The sequence below is a fragment of the Mucilaginibacter galii genome, assembly GCF_014635825.1.
GTDB classification, from domain to species: Bacteria; Bacteroidota; Bacteroidia; order Sphingobacteriales; family Sphingobacteriaceae; genus Mucilaginibacter; species Mucilaginibacter galii.
The window spans coordinates 179,454-194,715 of the sequence record NZ_BMDO01000002.1; the positions used below are offsets into that span (position 1 = coordinate 179,454).

15 protein-coding genes are annotated in these 15,262 nt (G+C 45.0%); 12 read left to right on the plus strand and 3 right to left on the minus strand.

Annotated features, from left to right (window positions below; genetic code table 11):
• Positions 1-39 precede the first annotated feature (39 nt).
• The 6 genes from IEV61_RS05935 to IEV61_RS05960 all read left to right on the plus strand — a co-directional run bounded on the left by IEV61_RS05935 (position 40) and on the right by IEV61_RS05960 (position 8,327).
• Positions 40-1,446, plus strand: a complete 1,407-nt coding sequence (locus IEV61_RS05935; RefSeq protein ID WP_188414703.1) for a calcineurin-like phosphoesterase C-terminal domain-containing protein — start codon at positions 40-42, stop codon at positions 1,444-1,446.
• 147 nt (positions 1,447-1,593) lie between these two features.
• Complete coding sequence (locus IEV61_RS05940) at positions 1,594-2,763, plus strand: formylglycine-generating enzyme family protein (RefSeq protein ID WP_229747053.1); 1,170 nt, start codon at positions 1,594-1,596, stop codon at positions 2,761-2,763.
• Between the two features lie 350 nt (positions 2,764-3,113).
• Positions 3,114-5,612: a TonB-dependent receptor gene (locus IEV61_RS05945; protein ID WP_308472318.1), complete on the plus strand. Its 2,499-nt coding sequence runs from the start codon at positions 3,114-3,116 to the stop codon at positions 5,610-5,612.
• A 116-nt stretch (positions 5,613-5,728) separates the two neighbouring features.
• Positions 5,729-6,352: a nicotinamide riboside transporter PnuC gene (pnuC, locus tag IEV61_RS05950; RefSeq protein ID WP_188414706.1), complete on the plus strand. Its 624-nt coding sequence runs from the start codon at positions 5,729-5,731 to the stop codon at positions 6,350-6,352.
• 1 nt (position 6,353) lies between these two features.
• A complete protein-coding gene (locus tag IEV61_RS05955; protein ID WP_188414708.1) occupies positions 6,354-7,460 on the plus strand; it encodes an acyl-CoA dehydrogenase family protein in 1,107 nt (368 codons plus the stop codon).
• A 102-nt stretch (positions 7,461-7,562) separates the two neighbouring features.
• Entirely contained in the window at positions 7,563-8,327 is a 765-nt protein-coding gene (locus tag IEV61_RS05960; protein WP_188414710.1) for a hypothetical protein, read from the plus strand.
• A gap of 4 nt (positions 8,328-8,331) precedes the next feature.
• Here the strand turns inward: IEV61_RS05960 and folP are convergent, their stop codons facing one another.
• Entirely contained in the window at positions 8,332-9,183 is an 852-nt protein-coding gene (folP, locus tag IEV61_RS05965; protein ID WP_188414723.1) for a dihydropteroate synthase, read from the minus strand.
• Positions 9,184-9,248: 65 nt separating this feature from the next.
• Here folP and IEV61_RS05970 point away from each other — a divergent pair, with 65 nt between their 5' ends.
• Genes IEV61_RS05970 through IEV61_RS05990 form a run of 5 tightly spaced genes read left to right on the plus strand, consistent with a single transcriptional unit; the run spans position 9,249 to position 12,917 of the window.
• Entirely contained in the window at positions 9,249-9,806 is a 558-nt protein-coding gene (locus tag IEV61_RS05970; RefSeq protein WP_188414725.1) for a DUF1599 domain-containing protein, read from the plus strand.
• Between the two features lie 32 nt (positions 9,807-9,838).
• Positions 9,839-11,041 (plus strand): BT_3928 family protein, encoded by a 1,203-nt coding sequence (locus IEV61_RS05975; RefSeq protein ID WP_308472319.1) that lies wholly within the window; start codon positions 9,839-9,841, stop codon positions 11,039-11,041.
• A 4-nt stretch (positions 11,042-11,045) separates the two neighbouring features.
• The gene (locus IEV61_RS05980; protein ID WP_188414727.1) at positions 11,046-12,104 is read left to right on the plus strand and encodes an ABC transporter permease; all 1,059 of its coding nucleotides are present in this window, start codon (positions 11,046-11,048) and stop codon (positions 12,102-12,104) included.
• A gap of 1 nt (position 12,105) precedes the next feature.
• Positions 12,106-12,408 carry a hypothetical protein gene (locus IEV61_RS05985; protein WP_188414729.1) on the plus strand — a complete coding sequence of 101 codons (303 nt, stop codon included), beginning with the start codon at positions 12,106-12,108 and terminating at the stop codon, positions 12,406-12,408.
• Complete coding sequence (locus tag IEV61_RS05990) at positions 12,405-12,917, plus strand: shikimate kinase (protein ID WP_188414731.1); 513 nt, start codon at positions 12,405-12,407, stop codon at positions 12,915-12,917. Before IEV61_RS05985 ends, IEV61_RS05990 begins: the two co-directional genes overlap by 4 nt.
• Before the next feature lie 17 nt (positions 12,918-12,934).
• Here IEV61_RS05990 and IEV61_RS05995 read toward each other — a convergent pair whose 3' ends face one another.
• Complete coding sequence (locus IEV61_RS05995; protein WP_188414732.1) at positions 12,935-13,447, minus strand: energy transducer TonB; 513 nt, start codon at positions 13,445-13,447, stop codon at positions 12,935-12,937.
• A 221-nt stretch (positions 13,448-13,668) separates the two neighbouring features.
• Entirely contained in the window at positions 13,669-14,520 is an 852-nt protein-coding gene (locus tag IEV61_RS06000; protein ID WP_188414735.1) for a hypothetical protein, read from the minus strand.
• An 85-nt stretch (positions 14,521-14,605) separates the two neighbouring features.
• On the opposite strand from IEV61_RS06000, the gene IEV61_RS06005 reads away from it, so the two are divergent.
• The gene (locus IEV61_RS06005; protein WP_188414737.1) at positions 14,606-15,175 is read left to right on the plus strand and encodes a thiamine pyrophosphokinase; all 570 of its coding nucleotides are present in this window, start codon (positions 14,606-14,608) and stop codon (positions 15,173-15,175) included.
• The last annotated feature ends 87 nt before the right edge of the window (positions 15,176-15,262 follow it).

A 15,262-nucleotide genomic window follows, 5' to 3' on the forward strand; every position in this document is an offset into this window, starting at 1 on the left:
ATACCGGCATAGGCCACTCTTTTCCTCCTAATCAATATAATGGACCGCAGAATATTTATACAGCGCTCACTCCTGTTAACGGGCGCATTAACATTAAGATTTAAGAACACTTTTGGCTTTGGCAAAAGTGCTGCTGTTAGCGGCAAGGTAACGGCTGCAGGCAAGCCGGTTGCCGGTGCGCTGATCTCTGATGGATTTACTATCGTTAAAACCGGGACTAACGGTACCTATCAGATCAACACCGATGCTAAGGCCGAGTTTGTGTTTGTTATTGTGCCGGCCGGGTACGATATACCGCACGAAAAGCAGATAGCCAGCCATTATCACCTCATAAGCGAGGGCGGTAGCTTCGATTTCAAATTGAAGCCGCTTAAAAAGAACGATAGCAAGCACAGCTTTATCGTATGGGCCGATCCGCAGGTGAAGAATAAAAAGGATGTTGCCCAAATGCTGGCACAATCGGTGCCCGACACAGTAAGAACCATTAAGGCGTTAGGTGCCGATGAACTGGTGCATGGCATAGCCGTAGGCGATTTGGTGTGGGATAACCACGACCTGTTCCCCATGTATAATGAGGCCGTAGCCGAAATGGGCATTCCGTTTTACCAGGGCTTGGGCAATCATGATATGGATTACCGCCAAGGTGGCGATGAAACCTCGGATAGAACCTTTAAAAAGTTCTACGGACCTACTTATTACTCCTTTAACCGTGGCCGTGCCCACTATGTGATGTTGGATGATGTACGTTACCTGGGCACCGAGCGCGAGTACGACGGCTATATTACCGAGCAGCAATTGAACTGGCTGGAGAAAGATTTGGCTTATGTAGCCAAAGACGATCTGTTATTCATCTGCCTGCACATACCTGTTTACAGTAGTGTTAAAAATAACGAGGACCTGTACAAACTGCTTAAGCCGTTTAAGAATGTACACATCCTATCGGGCCATACGCATTACAATGCCAATAATATTACCGGTAACGTATTCGAGCATAATCATGGTACGGTTTGCGGTGCCTGGTGGACGGGCCCAGTATGTGAAGACGGCACCCCGCGCGGTTACGCCGTTTACTCGGTAGAGGGCAACCAGGTAAAATGGTACTATAAGCCCATGGAAATGGACAGAACCAACCAAATGTCGGTTTTTGTGGAAGAGCTAACCAACCAAAAACGTATGATAGCCAACGTTTGGAACTGGGACCCTGCCTGGAAAGTAGAATACTGGCTGGATGGCAAATACAAAGGTGAGTTAAAGAACGAGCACGGCATGGACCCGCTAACCATCAAACTATACAAAGGTACCGAACTACCTAACCCCCGCCCGTTTGTAGAACCACGCGATACCGACCACTTATTCGTAGCCCATTTTGAGCCGGGCGTTAAACAGGTAAAAGTGATAGCTACCGATAGGTTTGGCGAGAAATTTCAAAAGGAAATTAGCGCTTAATTTAAAGTAAGCAATAGCTGTTTAACCAGCTTATATAAAATGCTTGTACCGCTTCATTGTTGGTACAAGCATTTCTTAGTTTTAAGAAGATATGTTGAAGTAGGTAAATAACAAAAGTTTAATAATTAGCTATCTTAGCCATGCTGTATGAATTATTTGTATAACAAGCTTAAGATAGGTAAGTCTATAAGGCTCTTAGCCGTATGCATGTACATTATGGTGAGCTTTTTTACAATAGCCTGCAATCGTGCTAAAAACCAAAATACACAACAGCTTAAATCGGCACTAAAAGCAAAGAACACTGCTGTTTGCTGCGAGTCTAACATTCCTTCACGTTTTGGAAATGCCAAATTATCCCAACCTACAGGTATTGAGCAGCAGGGCTTAAGTAGCCACCAAGGGATGGTTTGGATAGCAGGCGGAACCTACCCAATGGGTGCCGATAATAAACAGGCATCGCCCGATGAATACCCTAAACACAAAGTAACTGTTGACGGCTTTTGGATGGATGTAACAGAGGTGACCAACACCCAATTTGAGGCTTTTGTACAAGCTACAGGCTACGTAACCACCGCCGAAAAGAAGCCCGACTGGAACGAGCTAAAAAAACAACTCCCTCCCGGCACACCCAAGCCCGATGAAAGTATGTTGGTTGCGGCATCGCTGGTATTCAAGCCCACACAGGGCCAGGTAGACCTAAACGATTACAGCCAATGGTGGACCTGGCAGCAAGGTGCCGACTGGCGCCATCCACATGGGCCGGGCAGCAGTATTAAAGCTAAGGGCAGTTATCCGGTAACCCAAATATCATGGTACGATGCCCTAGCTTACTGTAAATGGGCCGGTAAACGCCTGCCCACCGAAGCCGAGTGGGAGTGGGCTGCCCGTGGCGGTTTAAGCAACAACGTTTATCCCTGGGGTAACCAGCCGGTTAATGCAGGCCAGGCTAAAGCCAATATATGGGAAGGCGATTTTCCGTATAAAAACACGCTGGCAGATAAATTTTACCTGGCTGCGCCTGTAAGATCGTTTAAGCCTAACGGCTACGGTTTGTACGATATGGCCGGTAACGTATGGGAGTGGTGCCACGATCTGTATAATGCTGATTATTACAAAACCAGTCCGGCTAAAAACCCGCAGGGAGCCAATCAAAGCTTCGATCCGCAGGAGCCTTACGCTATTAAGCGGGTAATTCGCGGCGGGTCTTTTTTATGTAACGATAGCTACTGTTCGGGTTTCCGCGTTGCCCGCCGTATGAAAAGTACCGAAGACAGCGGCATGGAACATTTAGGTTTCAGGTGCGTGCAAGCGAAGTAACAAAAGCTGAATTTTTCATATTAATTACCAAACTGTCAAGGATCTGAAATCAATATTTCAGAATCCGGAATCAAAACCTATATTTGCCCCATAATTTCTTAAGGGGTGCCTTGCTTTGAGCAATCAAAACACAAAGACAGGCTGAGATCATACCCATTGTTGAGGTTCAGAGTACAAAGTTTTAAGTATAAGGTCGAGATTGACTAAGACTAAAAACTTCCGACTAAAGACTGCAACATGCACCTGATCCGGGTAATGCCGGCGTAGGGATTGGTAAAAATGTTAAGTGTACTGCGCGCAATTTACACCCTTAGCGGGCAGATGGTTTAACAAGGTTAATTAATTAAACATTGAAAAAAATTTACTCGGCATTTGTTGCCCTGCTGTTGCCTATGCTGGCTATGGCACAATTTACCGTATCCGGTAAAATTACCGACGAGCGTACCGGCCAGCCTTTACCCGGTGCCACGCTCACCCTGCAAAGTATGCAACTTGCGCCAAGCACCGTAAGCCAGGTCAACGGAAATTACGAATTCACAAACATTAAAGCAGGAAGTTATGTGCTTAAAATAAGTTACATTGGCTATCAGTCAACGCAAAAAACCTTCAACTTAAAAGGTAATTTAACGGTGAATGCAGGCCTTACAGCCAGCACTTTTACGGCCGATGAAATAACGGTTAACGCTACCCGCGCCTCGGCCAAATCGCCAACAACATTTACCAACCTGAAAAGACAGGATATTCAAAAGAATAACCTGGGTCAGGATCTGCCTTTCTTACTTAACCAAACACCATCGGCGGTAATAACTTCAGATGCCGGTGCGGGCGTAGGTTACACAGGTATTCGTATTCGTGGATCAGACGGTACGCGTATTAACGTAACCATCAACGGTATTCCGCTTAACGATGCCGAAAGCCAGGGAAGTTATTTTGTAGATCTTCCCGATTTTGCTACTTCGGTAGATAATATCCAGATTCAGCGCGGTGTAGGTACTTCTACCAACGGTGCCGGTGCTTTCGGTGCCAGCATCAATATACAATCAAACACCCGCCGCGACAGCGCTTATGCCGAGCTCAACAATTCGGCAGGTTCTTATGGTACGGTTAAAAATACGGTGCAGGTAGGTACCGGCATGTTAGGCGGTCACTTTACATTCGATGGTCGCTTATCGCGCATTTCATCTGATGGGTATATTGATATGGCATCATCCAACCTCAAATCGTACTTTTTAAGCGGTGCCTATTATGGTAAAACCAGTGTGATACGTGCCAATGTATTCTCGGGCCATGAGCGTACTTTCCAAGCCTGGAATGGTGTACCTGATGTGGTTATCGGCGATCCGGATTATGAGAAGAGCACCGGGCAAAACCCCCGCCGTTATAACGAATTAGGTATTATGGCCAATGGCGACAGGTACCGCAACCAGGTTGATGATTATACCCAAAACCATCACCAGTTACTGTACGATCAGCAAATAACCTCTCAGCTTTCTTTCAGCGGAGCTTTGCATTACACCAAAGGGTACGGCTACTATGAGGAATATCGTAAAAACGATGACCTGCTGGGTACCTATGGCATTAAACCGGTAACTATTGGAGGTACTACCATCACCAATACTAACCTGGTGCGTCGTCGCTGGTTGGATAATGACTTTTACGGGGTAACTTACTCGTTAAAATATCGTCCGCAAAACAAGCTCAACTTCATTTTAGGAGGTGCTTACAATAAGTACGACGGCGACCACTTTGGTAACGTAGTGTACACCGAACAAAGTGCCGGCATCATCCCCGATTATGAGTATTACCGCAACAACGCCAAAAAGAACGACTTTAACATTTTTGGCCGTGCCGAATACGAGGTTGGCAACTTTTTACTGTACGGCGATCTGCAATACCGCCATGTTTATTACGAAAGCTACGGTTTGGAAAACAAGATGCAGCTCATTAACATAAAGGATAAGTTTAACTTTTTTAACCCTAAAGTGGGCGTAACCTACCAGCTAAATGATCGTAATAATATCTATGCATCGTTTGCCGTAGGTAACCGCGAGCCTAACCGCAACGATTATACCGACAGGATAGCTACACAACCCAAGCCTGTTTCAGAAAACCTGAAAGACTTTGAAGTGGGTTACCGTACTACGGGCACCGTGTTTTCGGGTAGCTTAAATGGTTATTACATGAAATATAAAAATCAATTGGTATTAACCGGTCAGTTGAACGATGTAGGCTCGCAAATTCGTAAAAACGTTAAAGACAGCTACCGTGCGGGTATAGAAGCCCAGGGCCAGGTAAAAATTACCCGTCAGCTAAGTTGGGCGGCTAATGCAACCGTGAGTACTAACAAAGTAAAAAACTTTAGCCAGGAGCTTACCAATTACAGCGTACCCGATTATGATGTACTGCCCAATGTAGTGCAAACGCTTGCAAAATCAGACCTGGCGTTTTCACCATCGTTCATTGGTGGCAGTGAAATTGCCTTTTCGCCAGTGAAAAATGGCAGCATAGCTTTCCTGAGCAAGTATGTAAGTAAACAGTTCCTGGATAATACCAGCAATATTAACCCAACCAGCATCACAACTTCGCCCGATGTGGCCAGCAATAGCTATGCTGCAAACCGCTACCTGAAAGCTTACTTTATTAACGATGTACGATTGAATTATAACTTCAGCATTAAAGGGGTGAAAAATATAGGTGTTACGCTGTTGGTGAATAATGTATTCAGCAAAAAGTATGAAAGTAACGGTGCTACCTACCCCGATGTAGAAGGCGGTACTTTGTATAACTATAACTACTATTTCCCGCAAGCCACGCGTAATTTCCTGGCATCGGTTAATTTGAGGTTTTAAAAGAGCCCCTCCCAACCCTCCCCGGGAGGGAGGGCTATTGAATGATATAAATTAACAAGTAGTAATTAGATAGATTTTCAAAGTCCTCCCTCCCGGGGGAGGATTTAGGAGGGGCAATGAACCACTGGATAGATCTTTTAACCGACCAAATACGCCACACTCCATGGTTGGAGTGGCTGGGTGTACTGTTGAGTGTGACCGAGGTTTTGCTGGCCCGGAAAAATAGCATCTGGCTTTACCCGGCTGGTATTGGCGGCTCGGCTATAACCATTGCTTTGTTTTTAGAGGTTGGGTTGTATGCCGAATCGGCTTTGAGCGCTTACTACGTAATTATGAGCATTTACGGCTGGATATTGTGGTTGCGCCGTGCTGGTGAACCACCGGTAAAAGTAGCTTATGCCACCCGTAACGAGTGGCTGATCACCGCATTGATTGCCTTTGGCGGATGGGGAGTGATCTATTTAATATTGCACCACTTTACTAAGTCTAACGTACCTGTATGGGATGCCTGGGTATCATCAACGGCATGGGCGGGTACCTGGTTGCTGGCCCACAGGCGTATAGAGAACTGGATCATCCTGAACGTATCTAACCTGTTTGCTATTCCTTTGCTGTTCCATAAAAATTTGGCCTTGTATGCATTCTTAACTATTTTCCTGTTCATTGTAGCCATCATTGCCTATTTTGATTGGACGAAGATCTACCGGCAGCAAAATCAATCTTCAATATCCACTATCTAATATGCACCAAGAGCCACATCCATCGCACTTGCTCCAACCCGAATGGGTTGATACCATTCGCCGGTACGCTTTTGCTGCCGAAGAAGCCGGTATGTTGCAGCCCCAACAATTGGAGCTAATTTACCAGCAGCAGTGGTTTAAATTGTTAGCACCAAAAGCTTACGGTGGTTTAGAAGCTTCGTTACCAGATCAGATACGCCTCGAAGAAGCCCTGAGCTGGGCCGATGGCAGCTTAGGCTGGGTAGTTACTTTATGTGCAGGCGCTGGGTGGTTTGGTGGCTTTATTGATCCTAAAGCTGCGCATGAAATATATGCCGACCCCAAAGTATGCCTGGCTGGCAGCGGTGCGTCTACAGGTGTGGCCGAAATTACGCCCGACGGTTACCGCCTGAGCGGCCACTGGAAATATGCCAGCGGCGTACGCCATGCTACTCATTTTACCGCTAACTGCCTTATCAAGCAAAATGGCGAAAGTGTTTTAGATGCCGAAGGCAACCCCTTGGTATTGTCTTTTGTAATAGATAGCAAGCACGCACAGCAAGTGCCGGCTTGGAAGTACATAGGTATGATGGGCACCGGCAGCCATGCTTTCAATTTAGAGGATGTTTTGGCTCCGGCCAGCCGTTGTTTCAAGATAGACCATGAAGCCCCGCTGATTGATACATCACTGTACCGATACCCTTTCCTGCAACTGGCTGAAGCTACGCTGGCCGCTAACCTGTCGGGTATGGCTATGCACTTTGTTGATTTGTGCGGCCCCGTATTTGAGCAAAAGCTTAAAGAATCTCGCCGGATGACAGAGCCGCATCGCGTTATTTTGATGGAAACTCTGCAGGAAGTAAGAGAAGATTTAGAAGGGATACGAAACCAGTTTTATGAAGCGGTTGATGCCTCGTGGCAGGCTTGCTTAACGGGTAACCTAACTCCGGAGGCCTTAAAACCGGTGAGCATTACCAGCCGCTTACTGGCACAAATATCGCGTGAAAGCGTAGACCGGCTTTACCCGTTCTGCGGACTGCAGGCGGCATCGCCCGATACCGAAATAAACCAGGTATGGCGCGATCTGCATACCGCAAGTCAGCATTCGCTGTTGACCTTTACGGATTAGCCTATTGAATTTAATAATTCGTGTAAATAATTAACATACTGGTTGTTACAATTTAATACCGCTTAACGTATATATTCATAATTTAGGTGGCTAAGCCTTATCATGAAATATATATACATATCACTATTTACGGCAATGCTGTTGCTGTCTTCCTGCTCCAGGTATTATTATGCTCCCGCCTTGTTCAGGAGCGATGTGGCCTATATACCCAAACCGGCATCGTACGATAGTGCTAAAACAACAATATATCTCACCGGGGGCATTGGCGGTAGCATGGGGATAAACTTATCAGATGATATAAGTTACGGCACGATAGATGCATCGGTGGGGCACGTTTTTAAAAGAGTAAATATTGCTTATGGTGCATTTGCTTATGCCGGTAAAATTGAAAACACTAACGTAAACAATAGTTCTACTGATTTTTACCCGCTTAATTCAAAAGGTTTCTCTGCAGTTGGCGGACGGTTTTCGGCCAACTTGTTCAGCGCAAGAAAGCGCTCCAATTTCAGATATTTAGGTTTTGAGGCTGTTTACAGCAAGGAGTTTGGCAGTTACCTTAATTACCGCAAAAGAGTGAACGGTATAGATGACCACTACGCTATAACGGGCTCTGATTTATTAACCATGGGACTAACCAGCGAAATCATTTGGCGTAACCGGCAGGCACAGTTTACGCAATATGGGATACGCGTATTTTTTGGCGGCCGTTACCTTAACTACAAATTCGACGATAGGTTGCTTTATAACCAAAATCAGTATTCAGGGCAATTTGATTTGGCATACTTTATGAAATATAAGGGGTATATAGCCAGTGTAAACACCAACTTTTTTACATCAATAGCTTTGCGGTTGGGTTATAGCTTTTAGCTATTTAATTGCATACGCTCCATAGCTTAACAGTTTCTACCGCTTCCTTAACATCGTGAACACGTAAAATATTGGCTCCTTTAGTTAACGCTATCGTGTTTATTACCGTTGTTCCGTTCAAGGCTTCGGCAGCGCTTGTGCCCAACAAACCATAGATCATTCGCTTGCGCGATACGCCAACTAATACAGGCAGATGCAAGCGCTCAAACTCTTGCAAGCGGTTCATTAGTGTATAACTCTGTTCGGCAGTTTTGGCAAAGCCAAAGCCGGGGTCAAGTATTACATCATGTACGCCCATGCTACGTAATTGTTCTGAGCGCTCTACCAAATGATCAAACACCTCGGCAGATACATCCTGGTATTGCGTCTGCTTTACCATGGTTTGCGGAGTGCCTTTCATGTGCATTAAAATATAGGGCACTTGCAGGCGAGCAATGGTGGCAAACATATCGGCATCCAGTTCGCCGCCGCCAATATCGTTAATGATATGGGCACCGGCTTTAACGGCAGCTTCGGCTACCCTGGAGCGAAAGGTATCTATAGAAAGTACAGCTTCGGGATGAGCTTTTACAATAGCTTCAACCACGGGCAGTAAACGGTCCGTTTCTTCCTCCATAGAAATATCAGTAGCGCCCGGTCGCGATGAATAGGCACCCAGATCAAGCATGGTTGCACCATCGGCCAGCATTTGGCCGGCTTGCTGCAAAGCATCGGCTACGGCAGGTTTGCGGCTGCCGGCAAAAAAGGAGTCGGGCGTTACATTAATAATGCCCATTACCTGCGGAGTGCTTAAATCCATTAAGCGACCGCGTACGTTAATGGTTGCCTTTTTGCGAAAAACTGTATCTTTAGCCATTTACTTACGGGCGCTTTAAATGCCCGTGCTGCACAAATATCGCACAAAAAATAAAATCTACCGTTTTGACCAATACCACACTTGAATACGAGTCTGTAATAAATACCTGTAAATCGCTGTTCATCAAAAAAACACGCGATTACGGCACGGCCTGGCGTATACTCAGGCCATCGTCCATCACCGATCAAATCTTTATTAAGGCGCAGCGCATCCGCACGCTCGAAGAAAAAAAGGTATCGAAAGTGGGCGACGATATTACCGGCGAGTACATTGGTATTGTAAATTATTGCCTGATTGCCATGATGCAATTAGACTGCGGACCCGAAACGCCCCTGGAATTACCCGTAGAGCAGGTGGCCGAACTGTTTGATAAATATGCCAAGGAAACGTATAACCTCATGATGGATAAAAATCATGATTACGGCGAGGCCTGGCGCGATATGCGCATCAGTTCATTAACTGATTTGATTTTAATGAAGTTGTTGCGCGTAAAACAAATTGAAGACAACGAGGGCGAAACCCTGGCCTCGGAAGGTGTAAAGGCCAACTACCAGGACATGCTGAATTATGCGGTGTTTGCCTTGATAAAGTTGAGCGCCCAGCCAAGTACCCCCACCCACTAAAGGGAGATTTTGAAACGCTTAAATTTCTACCATTGGATATAAAAATACAACATAAAAATTCGTCTGCTTCTCCTTTAGGAGGAGAAGCTTTAGCGCTGATCTGGTTTTGCCGCATAGCGGTTGCCCTGTTGTTCATTTTTTCGGGACTGATCAAAGCTAATGACCCACTGGGCTTTTCCTACAAGTTGGAAGAGTACTTCGAGGTTTTTCATGTTACTTTTTTGAACGATTTGGCGCTGAGTCTGTCCATCATTTTATGTGCGCTGGAGATGATCCTGGGCTTTGCCCTGCTCATTGGCATCCGCATTAACGCCATTACCTGGGGACTGCTGTTGTTAATCATTTTCTTTGGCTTTCTTACCTTTTACTCTGCTTTTTTTAAAGTAGTGCAAACCTGCGGCTGTTTTGGCGATGCTATTCCGCTTACGCCCTGGGAATCTTTCGGGAAAGACATGGTGCTGCTGGCACTGGTTTTAGTTCTGTTTTTTAACCGTAAACAAATACGCCCGCTGGTTAGCCCCACGGCCGAAATTCGCTGGTTGGTTGCGGCTGTAGTAATTTCTTTAGGCGTAGGTTTGTATACCTACAACTTTTTACCAGTGCTCGATTTTTTACCTTATAAAGTTGGCAACAACATCCCTAAAGAAATGAGTACGCCGCCGGGTGCCGTACCTGACGAGTATGAACTCACCTATCAGCTGAAGAACAAAGCAACCGGTGCTACTAAAAGTATGAGCGATAAAGAGTACCTGAAAACCGGGATCTGGAAAGACACCAACTGGGAAATTAAAGGCGACCCGGAACGCAGGCTGATCAAGAAAGGTTTTGAACCCAAGATCAGGGATTTGGGTATCAACGATTCGCAAGGAAACGATTATACCAAAGAACTGCTGGCTAACCCCTTTTATAGCATTTGGGTAGTAGCTTATGATCTCAATAAAACCAACGAAGCGGCTTTGGGGCGTTTAAACGCACTGGCCATTAACCTTACGCAAAATTATAATATCCGCACGGTGATGATTACCTCAGCGTCGCCAACAGATGCCGCTGCATTCAGTAAGCAACATCATTTGGCTTTTGAGATCTTTCATGCCGATGGGGTGCCGTTGAAAACTATGGTACGTGCCAATCCAGGTGTGATGCTGTTGAAGAACGGCACGGTGATTAACAAATGGCATTACCATAACATGCCCGATTATGATGCCCTGGTGAAACAATACCTGCAAAAACAATAGTAAAATGCTAAACTACCTCCTCCGCAAAATTGGATATAGCCTGGCTGTTATGCTGGGTATTGTGGTGGTGGTATTTTTCCTGTTCAATATTTTACCGGTTGACCCTGCCCGCATGACGCAAGGGCAACGCGCCGATGTACAGTCGTTAGAAGCCGTGCGCAAAGAATTTGGCTTGGATAAATCTTTGCCTGTACAGTTCGCTTATTACCTCAACGATCTTTCGCCCATTGGTCTGCACGCGCGTACTGCCGAGGAGCAGGAGCGCTATCATTATGTACAGTTACTTCCGGTTTCGGCTACCCAGGCTATCTGCCTAAAATGGCCTTACCTGCGCCGCTCTTACCAAACGCATAAAGAGGTAGCCGCTTTACTGTTAGAGGTAATTCCCAATACACTCATACTTGCAACGTTTGCTATGTTAATGGCTATTGTGATTGGTATTTTTTTAGGGGTACTGAGCGCTGTGCATCAAAATACCTGGATAGATCGTTTGGCTGTTGGGTTTTCGGTATTAGGGATTTCGGCACCGTCATTTTTTGCCGGTATTTTAATTGCCTGGCTGTTTGGTTTTGTGCTAAGTCGGTACACCGGTTTAAATATGACGGGTAGCCTATATAGTTACGACCCTTTCAAGGGTGAAGTAATGACCTGGAGCAACGTGATATTGCCAGCCGTAACGCTGGGTTTGCGTCCGCTGGCTATTATTGTGCAGCTTACCCGCAGTAGTATGCTGGAGGTGTTAAATCAAGATTATATCCGCACCGCAAAGGCCAAAGGGTTGAGTCCTAATGCTATTATTTACCGCCATGCGCTGCCAAATGCCTTAAACCCTGTTATTACCGCCATTGCCAACTGGTTTGCCTCGCTGCTGGCCGGGTCCTTTTTTGTTGAATACGTGTTTGGCTATAACGGACTGGGTAAGGTAACGGTAGATGCACTTGAAATGTCGGACTTTCCGGTTATTATTGGCTCTATCCTCTTTATTGCCTTTATATTTGTAGTGATCAATATCCTTGTAGATATGATTTACGTTTGGATAGATCCCCGCGTTAAATTGAACTAATATGCCCGCCCAAAATATAACCTTACCCGAGCTTTTTATGCTCATTGCTTACATGAGTTTCCCGGTGTGGTGTATTGCCCGCGCCATACAGTGGTTGCAACTAAAAAACCTGGTGGCGCTACCGCGTTTGATCCTCATTCTGTTGGTGTCGCTTGTAATTTCGTTCATTATCACGCTGGTGATCTGGGGGGGATGGCCGGGTAAGCCCATGTATAGTATCATTTGTGTGCCTGCTGTAGTGGCCGAGGGGTTTATTTTGCTGATGACCTTTTTTGTTAAAAAAGCTTTAGTCAAAAAGAAATGAGCCGCATCTTCTTAATTGGCTTTATGGGCTGCGGCAAAACCACCTTAGGTCGCAAACTGGCTGCCCGCTTAGGCTACACCTTTTATGATCTGGACCACCTGCTGGAAGAACAAGCCGGCATGAGCGTAGCCGAGTACTTTTCCAGCTTTGGCGAAACTGCTTTTCGCTTGGCCGAAGCTGAAATACTAAAGAATACCGCTTACGGCGAAAAGGCCGTAATTTCTACCGGTGGTGGCTTGCCTTGCTTTTTTGATAATATGGACTGGATGAAGGCGCATGGTATTACCTTTTACATTAAGCTATCGCCTAAAATCCTGGCCAGTCGGTTAGCGCATGGCAAAGAAGAGCGCCCCTTACTGCGCGATAAACACGGCGATGAGTTAATTGCCTTTATTGCTGATAAACTGGCAGAGCGTGAAAGCTTTTATGAGCAGGCACAGGTTATTGCAGAAGGGTTGAGTTTAACGGCGGAAAAGGTGGAAGAGCTTGTCTTAAACCGGAATTTATAGGATTAAAGAATTAGCCGCTACCGAACCGAGCCATAATGCTGCATAATTATTTCTGGATAGAGCTGGTACTTGTTTCTTATACTGTAAAGATAATCCATAATGGCATGGTAGCTGCCCTGATAGTCTTCAACCTTTAAAAGTTCTCCCTCTATTGGTTGATCGCCTATTTCAAACAATATACTAAAAGGAATCACAATATAACTGTCTACATGGTTTCCATTTTTCATTGCAGCTTTCCATATAAAGTCTTTCCTGTTAATTACATTTTTGAATGCTTGTAGCATTATGCTGTCCAAGCCTCCTGTATTGCCAATAAGTTTGACAGAATCAATTTGGCTACTCTTAGTTACCCGAAAAGATAACAACAGTATAGTTTGCAGGCCCCGGTTGGTACTTTGTTCGGGAAATCTAAAACTTCTTGCAATGTATTTATTGATATTGTACTTATTTACAAAAGCAGCATCTTTTGTTTGACCAAATAAATTTAGAGATGTTATAGAAAATAGCACGATCAATAAACAAGCTTTCATATTGGTATCTAATGGTTTACGTTTGGTTAATCAGTAATAAGCTTTTACAATATAGCAGTTATTCCATTGATTTAAATATGCATCAAATTGAAGATGCCACTGAAGGGCGTACAATGGATTCATTTCAAGTTGTCTGCGTTATAAAATGTAATGTAAAGCCCTGAATGCATCACCGAGGAATGAGGCTCGCAACGCAAGCCCTGCCCGGAAGCACTCCCTGATTATGATTTAAACAGGTTCTTGATCTTTTTAAAAATATCTTGTTTATGGGGCTTAGGTAAGCCGTCGTGTGTTAGCTTGTTTTCGTAATGTGCTGTGAGTTGTGCGGCGTAATCTTTTTCTTCGGCGTTACCGCTTTGCATTTGTTTTATATAGGGCAATACATTGGCCTGCAACATGCTATTGGCCGATACAGTATGATATTCACTTCTCACCGCCTCGGATAAATTATTATTGATCGGCACTTGTCCATTTTCGGCAAAATAGTCGATATGGAAAATTTCGGGGTCAAGTTTTTTGAGGCGTTTGGTGCCGCGGCGTTCGTTACGCCACGGGTGTTCGCCTTTATGTAGTTGCTGTATTAAAAACTCCCTGTCCCACAAAGTAACCTGGTGCGACATCAGGTAATCGGATGCGGCATTATCAAGCACCGTAACATTAAATCCGTCTATATAATAATGTGTAGGGTGGGTTTTATAAATATCGGCGCTGCCCAATTTAACGTGCTTCCATTCAAATTGCCGGGCTAATGTGATGAGTTCATTGATAAAACTGCTGCTCACTGGTTTTTGCAGCCACATATCTTCCTGAAAGTAAAGTACGTATTTTTCGGTGATAACCTCTTGCAGCAGATATCGTAAACGGTCAGACCATTCGCCTTTGCCAGAATGAATGTTTTGGAAATGAGGAAGAGTAAAATTAACCTTTTCGGTGGCAAAATAGTATTTGCAGTTAGCTTTAAAATCCCAGTTCTTATTGAAAAAGTAGCTGAAACCGGGATATAAAAAACGGTACCTGTCGCAGGTGTGTACCAGCAGTGCTGCAGACTGGGGTTGGGTATCGTTGTTATTCATGCTTATATTTGGCCCGCCGGGTTAGCTTTTGTATTGCAAACTTAGCATATGCCGGTTAAATGCCGGGCAACAAGCACACAAAAATATGTCGTCTCACCATATAGTTCGCGAAAAGCAGGAACCTGCCTTACTGGTATTGGGGTTAAATAATTTTACGGAAGAAGATTTGGGCCAACTGCTGGAATGGAGTCCAACCTTGATAGCTACCGCCCCGGTGGCCGAACAGCTGACTGTTTACGGCATTAAAATAGACCATGTTATTGCCAATGATGCAGATGAAATTACGCAATCGGATGTTAAGATCATTAGCCCCGGTAATCAAACACCCTTACAGGCGGCTTTCGATTATTTGCTCAAGGAAGGTTACCCTGCCGTTAACATTGTAACCGACGAGCTGGAACTGGCTGATTACGAAAGCTACGCCTCGCAAATTAATCTGGTTATATTTCATGAAGCGCAAAAGATTTATACCGTTAGCTCCGGCTTCAGCAAGTGGAAACCGGCCGGCGAAACCATTACCCTGCTCAGTGCAAGCGCAGGTGTTCAAACTGTAGGTTTAGCAGAAATTGCACACCATCAATATCAAACAGTTGCTGATGGTATTATCGTACTTAAGTTTAACGAGCCGTATCTTTTTATAGCTGAAGAGTACTAACAACTTATAAATGGAGGAGAGCCAAGAGCCGAGAAGCAAGAGCCAAGATATATGCACATCTCAATTCTTGGTTCTCGGCTCTTACTT